Raw genomic sequence first — 18,294 nt, 5'->3', positions numbered from 1 at the left:
ATGCAGGCTACCCAACTGATTGGGTGTCCGGGCGCCTCACAGCAGTTGTTCGAGTTGTCTGCGTCGTCCCTCGAGATCGATCTCGGTCTCGACGCCGTCGGCGACCGATAGCCGGTCGACGACGAGCAGCGGGTCGACACCCGCGTGTTCGACGCGTTCGAGCAGGGCGGAGATCTCCTGGCGGTGAATCGCGAGCGACGAGAGCAGGCCGACGACGAGAGCCATCGGGATCGCAGCCGCTGACTGGGCCGGGAAGGAATCGTCTATCTGCCGGAAATCGGGGACCGCCTCGGGCGGGTCGGTGGCCGGCCTGAGCTGGAGACACCGGGGACAGATCGCCGCACCGGGTTGCTCTCCCGGGAGATAGTCCCGCAAGTCGGCCGGGACGGCGAACGCGAGCATCCGGGTGTCACAGTCCGGACAGTGCATAGTGGAACTACGGGGACCTGAGTCAAAAAGGTACGCTGTCTGGGATCGACGGCCATGATCGCTTCGCCGTTGCCAGTTGTCGGGACAGTACCCCTCGCCGGAGCACATTTGGGGGCAGGATGTGAACGTCCCACTATGGCCGAACGTCCGCTGAAACAGCGATTCGTCCTCGACACGTCGGTGTTCATCACCCCGGAGATCCGAGAGGACGACGAGGAGATCGAGGAAGCGGTCGGTCGCCTGCTCGACCTCGTCGCGGAGGCGAAGCTCGAACACAACATCTCGTGTTACATGCCGCCGTCGATCAACGACGAGCTGACGACGATGCTCGAAGATCGGGACGTCAGCGATGAGACGATCGCGAAACTCAACACCTGGGTCATCACGAAGAGCCCGGCCCAGTACGAACTCATGATTCCGGCCGAAATCGTCTACGGCTTCATCGACGAGATGAGCGAACGCGTCAACCGCGGCCTCCGGGTCTCCGAAAAGGCCGTCCGCAAGGCCGAGCAGTCCCGCGACGACCCGGCGACCGACAACGAACACATGAGCGAGGTCGACCAGGTCATCTCGGATCTCCGGGACGAGTACCGACGGGCGCTCCGGCAGGGCGTGCTCGACTCCAGGGAGGACTTCGATTTGCTGATCCTCGCCCGCGAACTCGAAGCGGGCGTCGTCACCGAAGACACTGGTATCATCAACTGGGCGGAGGACTTCGGCCTGCGGTACCTGCGGGGGCGGTCGTTCCCGTCGCTGCTCGAGGAGTATTTAGCGGCGGGCAAACGCATCGAGTGAGCGATCGTCGCGCAGGCAGGCGGTTTCCGGTTCGGAATTTGAAACTCCCTGTTTCGGTTGGCGTATTTTTTGCGAAAGCCATAATACCGCAAAGCCAGTGGCTCCACTACCGACTACGCTATGGGACGCCATCACGCTATGTATCGGTCCGTACACACGAACGCAGTTGTATCGAGAACTCGACTACAGCGGGGGTCGTCCACATACCGATGATCGTGGGCGTCCCGACCGCGTCCGGCAATGAGACGCGCGTCGCAGTGGTCCCGTCAGTGGCTGAAGATCTCGTCGAAGACGGCCACGAGGTCCTCATCGAGGCGGGAGCGGGCGAAACCGCCGGGTTCGCGGACGAAGACTACGACGACGCGGGCTGTGATGTCCTCGGCGACCGGGACGCGGTGTTCGACGGTGCCGAAGTCATTTTCGAGGTGGAAGCACTCGGCGCTATCGAAGGCAGCGATGCCGGGGTCTACAGCGAGGGCCAGACCGTCATCGGCCTGCTTGGCCCCTACGACGTCTCGGACGAGGTTCTGGAGACTCTGGCCGAACGGCAGGTTAGCGCGTTCGCCCTCGAACTCATCCCGCGGATCAGCCGCGCCCAGAGCATGGACGCGCTGTCGTCGATGGCCAACCTCGCGGGCTACAAAGCGATGGTGCAGGCCGCAAGCGAACTCGACAAGCTCGTGCCGATGCAGATGACCGCGGCGGGAACCGTCCAGCCCGCCGATGTCTTCGTGATCGGCGCAGGCGTCGCCGGCCTCCAGGCGATCACCACCGCCGACCGACTCGGGGCGTCTGTCCGGGCCTACGATATCCGGCCCGAAGCCGCCGAGGAGATCGAGAGCGTCGGGGCCGACTTCGTGGAACTCGATGTTCACGCCGACGACGCCGCCGACGAGGAGGGCCACGCCCAGGAGATGGACGAGGCGTTCTACCGGAAACAGCGCGCCCAACTCGCCGAGGTCGTCGCCGAGGCCGACGTCGTCATCACGACGGCGGCGGTCCCGGGTGGACCGGCCCCCCGACTCGTCACGGAAGACGCCGTCGCCGCAATGGATCACGGCTCGGTCGTCGTCGACCTCGCAGCCGACGGCGGCGGTAACTGCGATGTCACCCAACCCGACGAACGAGTCGAGTACGAAGGGGTCACGGTCTTTGGGCCGACGAACCTGCCCTCGACGCTGCCCCGGACGGCGAGTGAGCTGTACGCCAACAATCTCCGGAATCTCTTCGAGCTTCTGGTCGAGGAGGGCGAGTTGACGATCGACATCGACGACGAGATCGTCGACGCGACGCTGCTCACCCACGACGGGACGGTCAGAGCCCCCCACGAGGACGAGTCCGACGGGGACGATTCGATGGATGGCGAGGAGGGAGCCACTAACGCGGACGACGAGCACGGTGACGACACGAATGCAGAGACACAGGACGCACCGACGGACGGAGGGAACGATGTGTAAGTCACCCCGCGGCGGGACAGCCCACACAAGGAGGGGAGAGCCATGAGTCTCGTCACCAACCTCACGCTGTTCGTGCTCGCGGCCTTTCTGGGCTACGAGATCATCACCCAGATCCCGACGAACCTCCACACCCCGCTGATGTCCGGCGCGAACGCCATCTCGGGGATCACGTTGCTGGGTTCGGTCCTGGTCGCCGGGTCTGGCGAGACAACGCTGGCAACAGTCCTGGGCTTTCTGGCGGTCGTGATGGCGACGATCAACGTCGTCGGCGGCTACCTCGTGAGCCACTTCATGCTCGCCGAGTTCAACCGGGGTGGACGCTAGATGGCCGACGGCGTGCTCGGGAGCCTCCCGCCGGCGGCGATCGAGCTTGCATATCTGGCCGCGGCGATCCTGTTCATCCAGGGGCTGCGGGACATGACCCACCCGCGGACGGCCGAACGGGGGAACAAGCTCTCCTCGGGTGGAATGGTTCTGGCCGTCCTGGCGACGGTGCTTTACTTCGAGATCCTCTCGCCGCTGTTGCTGGCCGCAGCGCTCCTGATCGGCGGCTCGATCGGCGTCTGGCTCGCCGTCAGCGTCGAGACCACGGAGATGCCACAGTTGGTCGGGCTGTTCAACGGGTTCGGCGGCGGGGCCTCGGCAGTGGTCGCCGGGGCCGAACTGATCGATACGGTCGACCCGGCGACGACCGCCACGCTGACGGCTGATCTGACAGTCTCGGCGGCGATCGCGGGCATCATCGGCTCGGCGACGCTGTTCGGCAGCCTCGTCGCCGCCGGGAAGCTCCACGGGCTGGTCGGCGACCCGCCCATCAGCGGGACCGCCGGGCAGGTACTCCAGGGACTCTTCCTCGTCGGTGCCGTCGTGGCGGGGGCGTTCCTGGTGGTCCAGACGGGGCCGCTGGGCGGCGAGCCGCTGTCGGCGTGGCTCCCGTCCTACTGGGTGCTGGTGGCCGGTGCCTCGCTGTTCGGCATCATCCTGGTGTACCCGATCGGCGGCGCGGACATGCCGGTCGTGATCGCCCTCCTGAACTCGATGTCCGGACTCGCGGCGGCGACGACCGGCTTCGTCCTGAACAACACGGCGCTGATCGTCGCGGGGACCCTGGTCGGCGCGGCCGGCCTCATCCTCACGTTCATCATGTGTGAGTCGATGAACCGCCCGCTACTGGACGTGCTCTTCGGGTCCATGGGCGGCGACAGCGGCGAAGACGTCGAGGATATCTACGAGGGTAACATCACCGAGACCTCGCCCGAGGAGGTCGAAATGCTGCTCGAAGTCGCCGAGCGGGTCGTCGTCGTGCCGGGCTACGGCATGGCGGTCGCCCAGGCCCAGCACGCCGTCGCGGAACTCGCCGAACTCTTAGAGGAGGACGGCGTCGACGTGGAGTTCGGCATCCATCCCGTCGCGGGCCGGATGCCCGGCCACATGAACGCGCTGCTGGCAGAAGCTGACGTGCCCTACGACAAGATGCGGGAACTTGATGTGGTCAACCCGAAATTCTCCCAGACCGACCTGGTGATCGTCACCGGGGCCAACGACGTGGTTAACCCCTCGGCCAACGAGGACGAGGACAGCCCGATCGCGGGCATGCCCGTCCTTGAAGTCTGGGATGCCGGGACCGTCGTGGTCAACAAGCGCAGTCTGAGTTCCGGCTTCGCTGGCATTCCCAATCCGCTGTTCGCCAAGGACAACACGAGCATGCTGTTTGGCGACGCCCAGGCGTCGATGCAGGACCTCGTCAGCGCGTACAAGGAAAACCGGTAGTCCACAGTTCGCGTCGCGTTTCTGTCCGCCGGTTACAGGCTGTGTTTCTGGACATTTGGCCCAATAGCCGGGCCAGCGCTTCCGATCGCAAGCAGCGGGCCCTCCTCAGTCGGGAGTCGGTGCCTCGGTCGAACCGAACTCCCACAGCCCGTCGACAGAGTGGATCGTGAGGTACGTCCCGTCTGAAGAGGCTGTGATCGCTGTATGGACCTGGACCCGGTTGAAGTTCTCCCGCGTCGTCGCGACGTTGAAACTGCCGACCGGTTCGTCGTCACCCCATTCCGGGCTGGTCGTCCCAACCACGTAGCGCACGGAATCGAACTGGTCGGTGAGATCCGTGTGAAGGTCGTCAGAAACGACCGGCATACGGGGTTCCGGGAACCGGTCGGCCCATGCATCGTGAAGATGAACATCCGGTGGGGCGACATTGGGTTCGTAGCTCGCATCCACACTGAGGATGTCGACGTTCTCCCGTCGGCCATCCGACTCGGTGACGCCCCCGATGCTTTTGAACTGGACGTAGGCTTCGACGCGGCCGTCGTCAAGCAGACACCCTGCGAAAGCGAGCGGAACACCGGCCCCGATAGAAGCGAGCAGTGTTCGTCGGGAAGGCATGAGTCCGTTCTGATCTTTCAGTTATATATGTCTTCTGCACTGAGTTTGCCCGTCGGCGTTTCAGGGGGGTAGCCACAAAACCCGCCGTGGGGACAGCGTGTTCGACACAGGAGGAATACATATTCCGAATAAAAATACACAGAGTAGAAAAGGAAAGTCGTCATTTAGAAAAATATGATTGCGTGTTCGGGAACCTTTAAGTAGTTCCCACCAGTACGTTGTCGTGTATGAGCCAGAGCGAGCACGTACTCAAGACGGCAGGCGAGGTCGAAGGATCCGACGGACTGCGAATGGACGCGGATCGCGCCGAGGAGATCGTCGACGCACTGAACACGGACCTGGCAGCGACGTACGTCCTCTATCACCAGCTTCGAAAGCACCACTGGAACGTCGAGGGCGCGGAGTTCCGGGACCTCCATCTGTTCCTTGGCGACGCGGCCGAGAACGCCGAGGCCTTCGCCGACGAACTCGCCGAGCGCGTCCAGGCACTGGGTGGGGTGCCCCACGCCAGCGGCGCGACGCTGGAGGCCGAGTCCCCCGTCGAACCGGAAGACGAGAACGTCTACGACATCCGGACCTCTCTCGAAAACGATCTGGAGATGTACGGCGACATCATCGAGACCCTCCGGGAGCACGTCGAGCTGTTCGACAACCTCGGCGACCCGACCACGGCGGAGATCATCCGCGAGAACATCGTCACCGTCGAGGAGGACGCCCACCACATCGAGCACTACCTCGAAGGCGACACGCTGGTCACCGCCGACGCGATGGAGTAAACCGGTCCGTCACTCTTCCTGATCGATCCCGTCGGCGATCCTCGAGGCGACCCGGGCGTTCGTCCGGTGATCGATCGCTTTCGTTTCGAAGATTGCACGCGCACTCGCGAGTGCTGACTCGTCGCGTTCGAAGGAGAGACCCGGGTACTCGACAGCAGTCAGGACCAGCGCTTCGGGGGCAGCCGGCGCGACGCCCGCGGGCCCCTCGACCGGGTCGTCCCCGAGCAGTTGCTCGATCCGGTCGAGTTCGGCCACACCACTCGCGAGGGCGTCGATGACGGTGACGGCCCGCCGGACGAACTGTCGGGGGAACCCGTCGGCGCGGAGAGTCACGACCAGAAAGTCACCCTCACTCCGTGCCTCGCCAGTGAGATCGCGCACGGTCCCGGTGTCGTCGGGCGTGAAGTTGTGAAAATCGTGCTCGCCGGCGAGGGCGTCGAGGGCATCCCCTGCCCGCGACACCGATGCGTCCGGGGCGTGAAGGTGATACGTGTACTCGCGGGCGACGGCGTCGTGAGTCGCGTGAAACTCGGCGGGCACGTCGGCGCTCGCCCAGGCCCGGACGTCGGCCGGGAGTTCGCTATTGAGCGCCGCGGGCGAGAGCCAGTCCGGGCAATCAAAGGCGACGGTCTGGGCGAGTGCCGAGACGCCGGCGTCCGTGCGTCCGGCGGCGGCATAGCCGGGCGGGACGTTGTCACCGTCTTCGAGGACATCCAGCTCCCGGAGCGCGTCGAGGATCGCGTCAGAAACAGTCGCCACGTCGGGCTGGCGCTGGAACCCGTGGAACGGGCGGCCGTCGTAGGCGATTCGAAACGCCCGTCTCGAAACGTCGGTCACGGGCCAAATTCGACGGCGCGGGCCTTCGCCCTTTCGACGGCAGTCAGGTCTCCGCGGCCCGATACAGAAGATCGTACTGGTGGGCGACGTAGGTCAATTCGCCGGCAGCCAGTTGTTCCCGGCGGGTGGCTATCCAGTCCGCAGACTGTGTCACATCCGCGTCCGAAAGTGCGGTCTCGACGAAGTCGAGAATACACCCAAGGAAATAGGCTTCATCGGCGGAATAGGACCCGTCGCGAGGACGAAGGACCCAGTCCGATGCGGCCATCGCGAGCAGATCGCCGTCCGCACGGCGACAGGCGTCGGCCAGGTGCCGACCGGCGTGGACGTCCCGGCCGGGCTCGGCGTCGATCGCGTCGTGATAGGCCGCTTCGACGGCTTCGTCTGCGGGATGGTCGGGCTGGAATATCGTCCCGCCGTCGAAGGTGATCGGGAGATACGCGAGGCCACCCGGGGCCAGTGCCGATTCGATCCCGGCCAGCAACTCGGGAATCGGAACCAGATCGGCGAAGGCCTGGGCGACAATCAGATCGACAGCCTCGGCGGCCTCGAGTGCCGCGAGCGCGTCGCCGGTCTCGTAGGCGACCGAGAGATCCGCGACAGTGAACCCACGCTCTTCGTGGGTGACGCTGCGGCCGATGCGCCGGAGCTCGGCAGGCCGGACAGCGCGCGCGAACTCGATCACGCCAGCGTCGCCGTCGACACCCCGGTAGGTGGCGGTATCGATGCCCCACTCGATCAGCCGTGGCACCGTCGTCCCCGTGCCACAGCCGATATCGAGGATCTGGGGCTCGGAGGCGAGTGCCGACAGCAGCCGATCGCGAACACGAGGCGAGCGAGCGCAATCGTCGAGCGACCGCTTGGCTTCGAGATACCGGGTCTCGGTGTGGTTCATTCGAGATCGCGTGCGTGACTCGCCCAGGAAACGTCGTCTTCCCAGAGCCGGATCTGAAGGTGTTCCAGGTTTGGATTCGCCAGGGCGTCTGCCACGCGGTCGCCGAACAGGCGGGCGAAGTGCTCGACGCTCGGATTCAGCCCCTCGAATTCGGGAAGATCGTTGAGAAGCGCATCGCGATAGCGGTCTTCGAGATCATCGAGGATGGCCTCGACGTCGTCGATATCGACGAGATAGCCGTACTCGCCGAGTTCGGGGCCGCCAAAGCGAACTTCGACGGTAAAGTGGTGGCTGTGGGGAACGCCTTCCGGCCCCGGATCGGGGACGGTGAGGAAGTGCTGTGCGACGAATTCGCGTGTGACCGTCAGTTCGTAGGTGTGGGATGTCATTGGATTGGGTTCGTTCGATGGTTCGGTCATTTGTCTGTGACTGTGCCCTGTCAGTGGTACGTCAGCAGGACCTGTAGGGCGTCTTCGGGCTGGTCGTCGAGGAGTCGGTACGCGTCGGGGGCCTCTTCGAACGGGATCCGGTGCGTGACCAGGGATTCGACCGGGAGCGACGCCAGATTGTCGAGTGTGACTTCGGTGCGGCGATCGAACGACCAGCGGCCGCGACGATCCGGGTCGATCGTACTCACCTGGCTGGACTCGATCGAGACGCGGTCGCGGTGGAAATCCCCGCCGAGGTCGAGTGTCGGTGACTTGGTGCCGTACCAGGAGCCGACGACGATCCGACTATCGTAGCCCGCAACCGCGAGGGCGTCGTCCAGTGCCGACGGGGTACCCGAGAGTTCATACACCAGGTCGGCGCCGTCCGGCCCAGCCGCATCGTCCCAGCGATTTGCCGTCAGGTCATCCGGTGCCAGGGTCGTATCGGCACCCAGTTGCCGGGCACGTTCGCGGCGCGCCGAAAGCGGGTCGACGACAACCAGTTCCGACAGCGGAAACGACGCCAGTAACCCGATCACACACAGCCCGATCGCGCCGGCACCGAAGACGACCACCCGCTCGCCGACTCGCGGCCCGCCATCGAGGACGAGCGTCGTCGCCGTCTCGACGGTCGGATACATGACCATCTCCTCGGCAACAGTCCCGTCAGGGACCGGAATGAGGGTCGAGGGCTCGGCGCTGAATCGGGTTTCGTGTGGGTTGAAGCCGAAGACCTCTCGACCCTGCCAGGACGGATCAACGGCCGATCCGGTCTCGATCACCTCGCCGACGGCGGCGTAGCCGTATCGCAACGGATACGAGAGGTCGCCATCCAGCGCGTCGAGGGTTTCGTCGGCCGGGAGATCACGCGGGGCCTCGCCGTGATAGATAAGCAGTTCTGTCCCGGGACTGATGGCCGAGACGTGCGTCTCGACGAGCACCTCATCGGCCGAGACCTCGACCGATCGTTCGCGCAGGTCGAGCGCTTCGGGACCGGTGAAGTACAGCGACTCGCCCGTCATCAGTCGTCCGCCGGGAGTTGCCCGTCGCCGTGTATTCGAGCCCCGGTCGCTCGACACTGTTCGAGTGCTTCTTTGGCTTGCTCACCGGCGGCCTGGGCGGTCGGGCCGCGGCCGATGCCGACCTGGAGTTCGATGTCCGTCTCCACACGGACGTGTTCGATCGCGTTGTCGAACGCCTGCGGGGGGATGTCGGGACAGATGGCGATGATGTTGTCGCCGCCGACGAAGTGGGCGAGACTGTCGTACTCGGTCCGGAGATACGTTGCCAGTTCGAGCGTGGCTCGTCTGATTGCAAGCGACACGTCAATGGCGTTCTCACGATCCGTCAGCGATCCGGTCACGTCGACGACGTCGAAGTGACCAACAGTCACCATTCCGGTATCAGCCGGTTCGTCGTCACCGATGACGAGTGCCTCGCGGCGATTGCCGTCCTGGGCGCTGCCCGCCGCCTGGAGGCGTTCGCTTGCCTCGCCCAGCGCCTCGACGGGCGACTCGGCCAGCCCGACGCCGATGCTCACAGTGACTGGATACCGGTTTCGGACCCGGCGCTGAAACCGCTCGAAGTCCGCCGGATCGATCTCGTTGCCGACGGCGTACATGTTGTCGAATCGCCCATAGAAGGCGTACCCGCCAGCCCCGTCCACGAACGCAGCGAAGTCAGCGAACAGCGACGCCTGCAAGTACTGCAGATCCATCTCACGCCGTGGCTCGGGCGTGACAGTCCAGGGACCGTAGTCGTCGATCTGTATGAGCGCGACCTGGGTTGCTGTCGTCACTGGGTAGTGTACGAGCGGGTCGGTAATCATTGTTCGGACTGCTGTGATTTCTCCCCCGGAACGCGCGGGCGGCTCACAGCGGTAACAGCGCGGAAGCCCACGGCTTCAGCCGTGGGTAGCTGACAGACGGCTGAAGAGGGGAGAAAGGCGACCGGACTCGATGAGTCGCTCGGCGATCAGCACGGTTCCGATCCCGATGAAGACGCCGACCAATGTGTCCGAGAGGTAATGTGTTCCGAGATAAAATCGTGAAAACGCGAGCGCCGTCGCCAGGATCGCAGTGATTCGAAACGGGATCGTCTCGGATCGATGGGCGACCGTCGCGTAGATTGCAGCGGCAGCTGCATGACCCGACGGGAACGAGTGGACGACCGTTCCGGAGCCGTCGGTCAGACAGACTGGGTTTGGTGGATAGGGGCGCTGAACGGTGAACATCAGCGTAATGACGATCACTCCGCTGAGCGCCATGGCGACGAACATGAGTCGAAACTCCTCGCGCCACTCGGCGAGATAGACCAGGCCGAGAAAGACCAGTCCGGCCGCCACCGATCCGAGCCCGGTTATCGAGTTCATGAATTTGGTGAGCAGCGGGCTTCGAAGGTCGAGGAGGACATCGACGGCAGCGGTGTCGAACGCCACGATCCACTGGATGAGATCGCTAAGTAGCTGTTCCATACGCTTGCCGTGCCTACTGGCTGGGCGTACATGGACTCTCCGGCCGAGGTGACCGGAGCCATGTCACAGCCCGTCGCCACGAACACGTGAGACGGCCCGCGATCCCGATAGTACGGCGACGCCCCCGAGCACCCAGAGGCCGACTTCGAGGAAGAACGACGCCGATCCGACATAGTATCCGAAAAATGCCCCTGGCGGGATCGCCAGCGGGTCGGGCGGCGTCACGACCGGCCAGCCCAGCGACAGGAGGGCATCTGGACGGCCGTTGACGACGACGTGCAGACCATCGGCAACGAGATGTGATGCCCAGCCGACCGCGACCCCCAGACCGGCAGCACTCGACACCGCGACAGGCACGACGATGGCGAATAGCAACACCGAGTGGCCGACCGAGTGATACAGCTCGACGACCCCGACCATGCCGAGTGGTTTGTCGATGACGTCGGGAGCCGCCGCGCCGACCACCAGCCACGGCATCGACAGACGGGACGCCCGTGAAAGCAGGGCGGCCACCAGGAGATGCGTCGGAAAGAGCACGTCAGCACAGAGGGTCTGGACGCACTTCAGCGCTCCTGGCCCGAAAGCCGACCAGTCACAACCAGGAAATCACGGGCGAAGACAGCAAGCGACGGGGCGAGGACGAGCGGGGCCGCGGTCCAGACAAGGTGTCCCGGCACAGCCGGCGCGAGCGCCGCGGTGAGAAACACCATCTGGACGCCGGCCAGGTACTTGCCGACGTTGCTGTCAGGTGGGTCGAACACCGGCCGGTCACGGCGCGTTCGCCACGCTAAGCCGGCGCGATAGACGTACCTGGCAGCCGAGAGCGAGAGATACCAGACCGGAAGTCGCCCCCAGACGACAGCGACCACCGGCGCGGCGACGAAGCCGAACGTATCGAACGTCATATCGAGTCGCTCCCCCAGTGTTGTCTCCTGACCGAGCGTACGAGCAACGGTCCCGTCCAATTTGTCGAGGACGACACCGCTTCCATAGGCCAGCGCTGGGATCCAGACGAGTGGCGTATCAGGGGGCACGACGACGAATCCGGCCACGACTGCATACAGCGCGCCACGAAGGAGGGTGAGCGAATTGGCCAGCCCGAACAGCCGGGCGAGGGGCTCGCCAGCAGTGCGAGCCGGGACGAGGCGATGGCTGACATACCATAGCTGGCCGCCCAGGCAGAGCCCGGCGACGACGGCCGGGTCCAGCAGCCGGGTGTCGATCCCGCCGGGCGGATATAGCCCCCGAAGGACGACGCCGATTGCGAGCGCACCGACGAGGGGCAGCCCCACTTCTAGCCCGACAGATGCCGACTTCTCGGGCGGTCGGTCAGTCATGCGCCCCTCCAGGCTCCAGGCGAGGGCTCTTTGTGGCGGGACACCGAGCACTCGCGTTCAGCTGGGGCACCGTCGGCGGGTTCATACAGGAGTCGTCTCGGCAATAGGGCCGGACCACCCTAAAGTTGTGACCCATATCGCCCCCTTCCTGGGAGTTGACGGGGAAGAATCAGGATCGCAACAGTGCGACGAGGATGCCGACCAGCACAAGCTGTGCGACCTTATCGACCGCCCCGAGCGTCCCGATATCGGCCGGGAAGGACTTCGAGCCGTTGACGAAGTTGATGAGCAGCCACAGGCCGATCTGGGCGAGGACGAACGGGATCCCGACGGCGTAGACCGCCCGACGGCGATAGTCGATCAGGATGAGGACGATCGCGCCCAGAAACCCGAGGCCTGCAAGGATGAAGCTGATTCCCATCCCCGAGGGAGCCATCCTGACGCCGAGCAAGAGATGGACCCCGGCACTGACCAGTGCCGCGAGGATGCCGATCCAGTGAAGGCCGCCAAGCGACTCCGTTCTGAGTTGCACGCCTGACTGTGTAGTTGTTGCCATACCACACATATCGGCAAAGGAGTACATAATCGTGGTGCCCGCGGCCCACGTTACCGCATCGGCGGGCGAGCCAGGAAAGCGGTTTGTCCCACCCTACCGCTCGAAATCGGGATCGCGAAGTGCGTCGATCCGCTCGCTCTCCGCGGGCGCAAGGCGTTTTCGGGCTGCGGCCAGGTTCGAAACGATGTGGGCCGGCGTCGTGCTCGACGGGATCGGCACGACGGTTTCCGAGACGTTCCAGGCGATGACGACCTCGGCCGGCGAGAGGCCGTGTTCTTCGCCAATCTCTGCGAGTATCGGCTCGTCCAGCAGGCCGGGGGCGGACAGTGGGGAGTGGGCGACCACCCGGATACCGCGCTCCTGACAGAACGAGACGAGCTCATTCTGTGGCTGGTAGGGATGGCGCTCGATCTGGACGATTTCGGGTCGAACACGCCCGGTTTCGAGGATCGTCTCCAGTTGTGATCGGGTGACGTTCGAGACAGAAAGCGTCCGGGCGAGTCCCTGGTCGTAAACAGCTTCGAGGTTCTCCCAGGCCGTTTCGAGCGAGATGTCGGCCGTCTCGATATCGCCGTCGTCGGTTTCGGGGAAGGAGCGGGCCTCCTGTTTTTCCACCGGCAACTCCGCCAGTCGGTCGAGCGACCCGCGGTGTGCCCAGGCGTCGGGCCAGTGGAGGCCGTAGCTGTCGAAGGCGTCGAGACCGAGTTCCGCGAGACTCCCCTCGGCGGCCTCGATCATGTGCTCGCGACAGTGGTTCGTCCGCCAGACCTTCCCGAGGACGAAGACGGCTTCCCGGTCCGGCGCGCCCGGGGCCGCGAGCAACTCGCCGATCCGATGTTCGTTGCCGTAGAGTTCAGCGCTGTCGAGGAAGCGATAGCCCGCGTCCAGCGCCGTGGCGATGGAGTCCCGGCGGTCGACGTACTCGCCGTCACGGTACCGCGAACAGCCAAAGCCGACCGGCGGGAGTCGAATCCCGTCACTGCCGGTCGAACGCTCGTCCGCAGTCTCCGGCCGAACAGCTGTCGCAGGCAGTGGATCGGCTGTGGTCCCATAGGCCGGCACGTCGATCGGTTCGCCGTTGGCAGCAGCAACCTCGATGGCGTTGCAGACGGCGACGACGTGGGCACCCCGTCGACCAGTCTCCCGGGAAGGCGTTCCCGCGGTGACGCTGTCAGCGAGTCGCTCGACAGCGTCGGCGTATTCGACCGACGACGTGGGTGATTGGAGCGGCACGGCGGTGTACTCGCGACCGACGCGACCGAACTGAACATCATCGACGGCGGTCTCCATCGCGCCAGTGCCCTCGAGATACAGCGATCCGTCGTCGCCGTGCACTTCGAGGCCGTAGAACTCTCGACTCCGGTGGGGCGCGTAGAAACTGGCCGTCAGCCGGACGGTTGGTCCTGATTCGAAGGCGAGCGTCGCCTCGATGTGGCTGGGTGTCGAGGGCCGTTTCGACTCGCGCTCGGGCCAGATGTCGAGGGCGTCGGCGACGCGGACTGTTTCGACCGGGCCGAACCACGAGACGAGCAGCGTCAGCGGGTAGACGCCACCGTCGTACAGCGGCCCGATCGAAAGAAACGAGTCGGGCCGGTCGTGCCAGTCAGTCACGCGGCCGACGTGGGCGTGGGCGTAACCCAGTTGCACGGGACCCGGCCGTCCGCTGGCCAGGACGCGGGCAGCCCGGCGCTGTGACGGGGCGTCAGGGTTCTCCGGCGCGACACCGAGTGCGCGATCGCGCTCACGGGCCATCTCCAGTAGCTCGCCGGCGGTCTCGGCGTCGAGCGCGAGCGGTTTCTGGGAGTAGACGTGTCGATCCGCCGAAAGCGCCGTCCGGGTCACCTCGGCGTGGGCCGCGTGGGTCGTCAGGTTCACCACCACTGGCGCGTCGACGGATGCCAGTGCTGTTTCCAGATCAGTGAACGCCGGGCAGTCGTGCTCCGCAGCGAGCCCTTCCGCGCATTCGGCGTCGAGATCACAGACCCCGGCAAGGGAGAGCGACGTCGACGCCAGGCCGGCGGCGTACTCGTCGGCGATCGCGCCGGCACCTACGAACAGACAGTCCATGGACCTACCCCGGGCGGGACGTACTAATGCGTCCCGGCGGAGGGGATCGTTCCGCGGCCCACCCAAGGCGGGGCGATGCCGTTTTGTCCGCCTGGAACGAACCACGACCGTGACAGAACCGGGCATGGGTCGGCTCGGAACCGCGTACCTCCGGGCCTTGCAGGCGATCGGCAAGCGACTCGATAGGGGGACGAACGTCCTCGATCGAGAGTGGGACGTGCTCGTCGTGCTCGACGCCTGCCGGGTCGATGTCCTCCGATCGGTCGCCCTCGAAACGGACCTGATCGAGGATGTCGAGTCGATGCGATCAGTCGGGAGTTCGTCCTCGGAGTGGCTCGAAAACACGTTTCCAGGGCATCCGGAAACGGCCCGGACCATGATGGTGACTGGCAACACCTGGACCGACCGCTACGTCGAGGCCGACGCCTTCGCCGCCCTGGACGAAGTCTGGAAGTACGCCTGGGACGAGGACCAGGGAACGGTCCCCGCTCGGGCCGTCACCGACCGGGCGATCACGATGGCCCGCGAGCGTGACCCCCATCGGCTGGTCGTCCACTACATGCAGCCCCACCATCCGTTCGTCCCGGACCCGCTTTCGGCGGACGACGGCATGGTTCGAAACAGCGACCACAGCAACCCCGCGAACCCCTGGGTCGCCCTCCGGCGCGGCGAGATTTCGAGCGATCGGGTGTGGGACGCCTACGAGGCCAATCTCAGACACGTCCTCGAGGAGGTCGCGATTCTCGCCGAGAATGTCACCGGTCGCGTCGCGATCACCGCGGATCACGCCAATCTCTTCGGCGAGTGGGGGCTGTACGGCCATCCGATGCACCTGCCGGTCCCGGCAGTCCTGACTGTCCCGTGGGCCGAGACGACGGGCGGCGGGAGGGAGACGTACTCGCCGAAGCTATCGCCGCCGGAACCGCTCCCAGTGAGTCGCGTCTACGGTGCCGAGGACGACAGGGCACGTCTCGACGCACTCGGCTACCGGTGACGGACGGAGCCGGCAGTATATTCCTCTCCGGGGCGAACGCCCCCTATGGTGCAGGTCGCTGTGGTTCACAACACGCTCGATTTCCAGGGGGGCGCGGACGCGGTGTGTCTGGCGACCTGTGAAGCACTGCTTACTGACCACGAGGTCACGCTGTTCACCCTCAGTGAGACCGATCCTGACGTGCTGGCGGATCGCTTCGACGCGGACCTCGACGGGCTCGCAGTACGGACGCCACCGGCCAATGGGCTGCTCGCGAGCACTCTCGGCCGACTCGCGCCGAAGATCGGGCCACAATTGGCCGTCCGAAGCGTGCTCGTCGAGCGACACTTCCGACGACACGCGGCCGCGTTCGACCTGGCGGTGAGTACCGCAAACGAGTTCGCCTTTTCGGGGCCGTCCGTCCAGTACATCCACTATCCGCAGTTTCATCTGCGGGAACGCGAGGACGCCGACCCCGGTCGGCTGAATCCGCTCTGGGGCCGACTTGCCGGCCCTGAACGGGATGATCTGCAGGACGCGACGCTGCTGGCAAACTCGGCGTGGACGGCCGACGTTGTCGAGGACATCTACGGCGTTCGACCCGACGTCCTGCACCCCCCGGTCGACGCCATAGACGGCGGTCTTGAGTGGGACGACCGCGAGCAGGGGATCGTCGTCGTCGGGCGGATCGCGCCCGACAAACGGGTCCTGGATGCGATCACCGTCGTCGACCGGCTCCGTAACCGCGGCCACGATATCCACCTTCACATCGTCGGGTCCGCACCGCGTTCCTATCGAGAATATGCTGAGAAGGTAGCGGCGGCGGCAGACCAGCGGTCACACGTCGTCTTCGAGCGTGACGTCCCGCGCGAGCGACTCGAAAACCTGCTTCGAACCCACCGCTACGGGCTGAATCTCAAACCGGACGAACACTTCGGGATGTCCGTCGCCGAGTACGTCTCGGCGGGGATGGTCACGTTCGCACCCGATGGCGGCGGCCAGCGAGAGATTCTCGACGGCCGGGCCGACCGGTTGTTCGACTCCGTGGAGTCTGCTGTCGACCGGATCAACACCGCGATCAGCACCGACGACCGCCCGTCGCTCGCTCGCGATCGATTCACTCGCGAGCAGTTCAAATCGGCGATCGGCGAATACGTGGATCGGGCGCTACAGCGATAGCAGCCGCCATCCCGGACGTGTTCGAGCATCCGGAAGGCGTACTTGCAGTGTTTGCCGTCGCTGTCGGTTGAGACAACCCACGGGACGTTCTTCGAGGAGCTAGCATTCCCGAAGAACGTCGATGATCGTATCCGAAACCGTCGCCACGTCGAGTTGGCCCGAGAAGCGATACCCGGGGCGACCGTCGTGTGCGATCCGGAAGGCGCGTCTCGATCGATCACTCACGGACTAAGGTCGACAGTGGGAGCCTTCGAGGTTTCGACACCGGCTTCGATCTGGTCAATCTCGTCGTCAGCCGAATGGTCGTCTGTCGAATCAGTTCGATCGTCGTCTGCCGAGACCTTTCGATAGGCAGCGTACCCGAACGCACCAGAGAGCGCTGCCAGCCCTCCTGCGGCAGGGAGCGGAACGTCGACCCCATCGACGGCGATGGAACCACCACCAGAATCCTCATCGAGCGCGTAGACGTGTCCATCGGGGCTTCCGATGTAGACGCTGCCATCGGCAACGACCGGCGAGGAATAGTGAATATCAATCGACCCGAGAGTCCAGCGTTCCGTCCCGTCAGTCCCGTCAAGGGCATACAGCGTCGACTCGACGTTCCCGACGTAGACAGTGTCGTCCGCGACGGCCGGTGCCGTATTGACGGTTCTCCCCGTCCGGTAGGACCACTCCTCGTGACCGTCGCTCGCATCGATCGCGTAGACGTGTTTGTCCCCCGAACCGACGTACACCGTCCCGTCCGTGACGGCCGGCGACGACCAGATCCATCTGCCCGTCCGGTAGGTTCGCTCCTCGCCCGTCTGGAACGTCCACTGCTCCGTGCCATCGTCGGCATCGATCGCATAGACGGCGCCCCTGTCGCCACCGATATAGACGATCCCGTCGGCGACTGCCGGCGACGACGCATGGATTCCGCCCTCTGGTTCGAACTCCCATCGGCGTGTGCCGTCTTCGGCATTGATCGCATAGAGGCGATAATCGCTGGCGACGTAGACAGTCCCGTTGCGGACGGCCGGTGACCCGGACGGTCCAGCTCTCGTTCCCGTTCCGTACGCCCACTGCTCGACACCGCTGGCGGCGTCGATAGCGTACAGCAGCCGGTACTTGCTGCCGATAAAGAGCGTCCCATCGGCGAGGACTGGCGAACAGCGGACACTATATGGGGTTTCAAACGTCCAGACTTCGGTGCCGTCCGTCGCGTCGACAGCGTAGACATTCCCGTCAGTACTTCCGAAATAGACGACCCCATCCGCGACTGTGGGCGAGGAATAGATGTTCAGTTCGGTCTGGAATGTCCATTCCTGGGAGCCGTCCGCAGCATCGAGGGCGTACATCTGTCCATCGGCGCTGCCGACGTAGACCGTCCCGTCGACGACCGCCGGGGCCGACTCGTAGTAGTGCCCCTCGATATCGGCCCGCCAAGCCACGCCGGCGCGTTCGGTCGGTCCTGTATGCCCGCGAGCGTGGCCCGTGTTCCCGTTGTCGTATCCGAGCTGCCCCCAGTCCTCCCCAGTAGTGTCCGCTGTCCCATCGGAGGCGGTGTTCGAACCGATTGTAGTCACTCCGAGCCCTGCGATCGTCTGTAGATATTGTCTTCGTGTGGGGACCATCAGCTGTTTCATCTCCCCCAAAGATCGTGCCCGTTGAAATAATTTCTGACAGACATTTCGTTCGGCCACGTTCGGATTCCGAGGAATATTTCGC

Annotated in this window: 21 protein-coding genes; 7 read left to right on the top strand and 14 right to left on the bottom strand. The window is 64.9% G+C overall.

Going from position 1 to position 18,294, the window contains the following annotated elements:
• Nucleotides 1-36 precede the first annotated feature (36 nt).
• On the bottom strand, nt 37-429 hold the full coding sequence (locus HUTA_RS09835) for a DUF6276 family protein (RefSeq protein WP_015789748.1): 393 nt from the start codon (nt 427-429) through the stop codon (nt 37-39).
• 135 nt (nt 430-564) lie between these two features.
• Here HUTA_RS09835 and HUTA_RS09830 point away from each other — a divergent pair, with 135 nt between their 5' ends.
• The 4 genes from HUTA_RS09830 to HUTA_RS09815 all read left to right on the top strand — a co-directional run bounded on the left by HUTA_RS09830 (nt 565) and on the right by HUTA_RS09815 (nt 4,451).
• On the top strand, nt 565-1,224 hold the full coding sequence (locus HUTA_RS09830) for an RNA ligase partner protein (RefSeq protein ID WP_015789747.1): 660 nt from the start codon (nt 565-567) through the stop codon (nt 1,222-1,224).
• A 209-nt stretch (nt 1,225-1,433) separates the two neighbouring features.
• Nucleotides 1,434-2,681, top strand: a complete 1,248-nt coding sequence (locus HUTA_RS09825; RefSeq protein WP_015789746.1) for a Re/Si-specific NAD(P)(+) transhydrogenase subunit alpha — start codon at nt 1,434-1,436, stop codon at nt 2,679-2,681.
• Nucleotides 2,682-2,723: 42 nt separating this feature from the next.
• Complete coding sequence (locus HUTA_RS09820; protein WP_015789745.1) at nt 2,724-3,005, top strand: NAD(P) transhydrogenase subunit alpha; 282 nt, start codon at nt 2,724-2,726, stop codon at nt 3,003-3,005.
• The gene (locus HUTA_RS09815; protein ID WP_015789744.1) at nt 3,006-4,451 is read left to right on the top strand and encodes an NAD(P)(+) transhydrogenase (Re/Si-specific) subunit beta; all 1,446 of its coding nucleotides are present in this window, start codon (nt 3,006-3,008) and stop codon (nt 4,449-4,451) included.
• Nucleotides 4,452-4,556: 105 nt separating this feature from the next.
• On the opposite strand, the gene HUTA_RS09810 is transcribed toward HUTA_RS09815, so the two are convergent.
• Nucleotides 4,557-5,066, bottom strand: coding sequence for a hypothetical protein (locus HUTA_RS09810; RefSeq protein WP_015789743.1), 510 nt, complete (start codon nt 5,064-5,066; stop codon nt 4,557-4,559).
• Between the two features lie 227 nt (nt 5,067-5,293).
• On the opposite strand from HUTA_RS09810, the gene dpsA reads away from it, so the two are divergent.
• Nucleotides 5,294-5,842 (top strand): DNA starvation/stationary phase protection protein DpsA, encoded by a 549-nt coding sequence (dpsA, locus tag HUTA_RS09805; RefSeq protein WP_015789742.1) that lies wholly within the window; start codon nt 5,294-5,296, stop codon nt 5,840-5,842.
• 9 nt (nt 5,843-5,851) lie between these two features.
• Here the strand turns inward: dpsA and truA are convergent, their stop codons facing one another.
• The 10 genes from truA to HUTA_RS09755 form a co-directional block, all read right to left on the bottom strand.
• The gene (gene truA, locus HUTA_RS09800; protein ID WP_015789741.1) at nt 5,852-6,679 is read right to left on the bottom strand and encodes a tRNA pseudouridine(38-40) synthase TruA; all 828 of its coding nucleotides are present in this window, start codon (nt 6,677-6,679) and stop codon (nt 5,852-5,854) included.
• A gap of 43 nt (nt 6,680-6,722) precedes the next feature.
• A complete protein-coding gene (locus HUTA_RS09795; protein WP_015789740.1) occupies nt 6,723-7,574 on the bottom strand; it encodes a class I SAM-dependent methyltransferase in 852 nt (283 codons plus the stop codon).
• Nucleotides 7,571-7,963, bottom strand: a complete 393-nt coding sequence (locus HUTA_RS09790) for a 6-pyruvoyl trahydropterin synthase family protein (RefSeq protein ID WP_015789739.1) — start codon at nt 7,961-7,963, stop codon at nt 7,571-7,573. Before HUTA_RS09790 ends, HUTA_RS09795 begins: the two co-directional genes overlap by 4 nt.
• Before the next feature lie 50 nt (nt 7,964-8,013).
• Nucleotides 8,014-9,024 carry a zinc-dependent alcohol dehydrogenase gene (locus HUTA_RS09785; protein ID WP_015789738.1) on the bottom strand — a complete coding sequence of 337 codons (1,011 nt, stop codon included), beginning with the start codon at nt 9,022-9,024 and terminating at the stop codon, nt 8,014-8,016.
• Nucleotides 9,024-9,830: a GTP cyclohydrolase III gene (locus HUTA_RS09780; protein WP_015789737.1), complete on the bottom strand. Its 807-nt coding sequence runs from the start codon at nt 9,828-9,830 to the stop codon at nt 9,024-9,026. Before HUTA_RS09780 ends, HUTA_RS09785 begins: the two co-directional genes overlap by 1 nt.
• 75 nt (nt 9,831-9,905) lie before the next feature.
• Nucleotides 9,906-10,475: a phosphatase PAP2 family protein gene (locus HUTA_RS09775; protein ID WP_015789736.1), complete on the bottom strand. Its 570-nt coding sequence runs from the start codon at nt 10,473-10,475 to the stop codon at nt 9,906-9,908.
• Between the two features lie 63 nt (nt 10,476-10,538).
• Nucleotides 10,539-11,012, bottom strand: coding sequence for a hypothetical protein (locus HUTA_RS09770; RefSeq protein ID WP_049941298.1), 474 nt, complete (start codon nt 11,010-11,012; stop codon nt 10,539-10,541).
• A 26-nt stretch (nt 11,013-11,038) separates the two neighbouring features.
• Complete coding sequence (locus HUTA_RS09765; protein ID WP_015789734.1) at nt 11,039-11,812, bottom strand: CDP-alcohol phosphatidyltransferase family protein; 774 nt, start codon at nt 11,810-11,812, stop codon at nt 11,039-11,041.
• 169 nt (nt 11,813-11,981) lie between these two features.
• A complete protein-coding gene (locus HUTA_RS09760) occupies nt 11,982-12,368 on the bottom strand; it encodes a DUF7475 family protein (RefSeq protein WP_049941297.1) in 387 nt (128 codons plus the stop codon).
• A gap of 93 nt (nt 12,369-12,461) precedes the next feature.
• Nucleotides 12,462-14,435, bottom strand: coding sequence for an aldo/keto reductase (locus tag HUTA_RS09755; RefSeq protein WP_015789732.1), 1,974 nt, complete (start codon nt 14,433-14,435; stop codon nt 12,462-12,464).
• A gap of 124 nt (nt 14,436-14,559) precedes the next feature.
• On the opposite strand from HUTA_RS09755, the gene HUTA_RS09750 reads away from it, so the two are divergent.
• A complete protein-coding gene (locus tag HUTA_RS09750; protein WP_015789731.1) occupies nt 14,560-15,429 on the top strand; it encodes an alkaline phosphatase family protein in 870 nt (289 codons plus the stop codon).
• A 45-nt stretch (nt 15,430-15,474) separates the two neighbouring features.
• Nucleotides 15,475-16,587 carry a glycosyltransferase family 4 protein gene (locus HUTA_RS09745; RefSeq protein ID WP_015789730.1) on the top strand — a complete coding sequence of 371 codons (1,113 nt, stop codon included), beginning with the start codon at nt 15,475-15,477 and terminating at the stop codon, nt 16,585-16,587.
• Between the two features lie 99 nt (nt 16,588-16,686).
• Here HUTA_RS09745 and HUTA_RS16010 read toward each other — a convergent pair whose 3' ends face one another.
• The gene (locus HUTA_RS16010) at nt 16,687-16,812 is read right to left on the bottom strand and encodes a hypothetical protein (protein ID WP_280985282.1); all 126 of its coding nucleotides are present in this window, start codon (nt 16,810-16,812) and stop codon (nt 16,687-16,689) included.
• On the bottom strand, nt 16,809-18,152 hold the full coding sequence (locus HUTA_RS09740; protein ID WP_169304890.1) for an outer membrane protein assembly factor BamB family protein: 1,344 nt from the start codon (nt 18,150-18,152) through the stop codon (nt 16,809-16,811). The genes HUTA_RS16010 and HUTA_RS09740 overlap by 4 nt, the downstream gene beginning before the upstream one ends.
• Nucleotides 18,153-18,294 lie beyond the last annotated feature (142 nt).

Source organism: Halorhabdus utahensis DSM 12940, assembly GCF_000023945.1.
Lineage (GTDB): Archaea > Halobacteriota > Halobacteria > Halobacteriales > Haloarculaceae > Halorhabdus > Halorhabdus utahensis.
The sequence above is the reverse complement of the archived record's forward strand: the minus strand, read 5'-3'. Positions and strand labels throughout refer to the sequence as shown.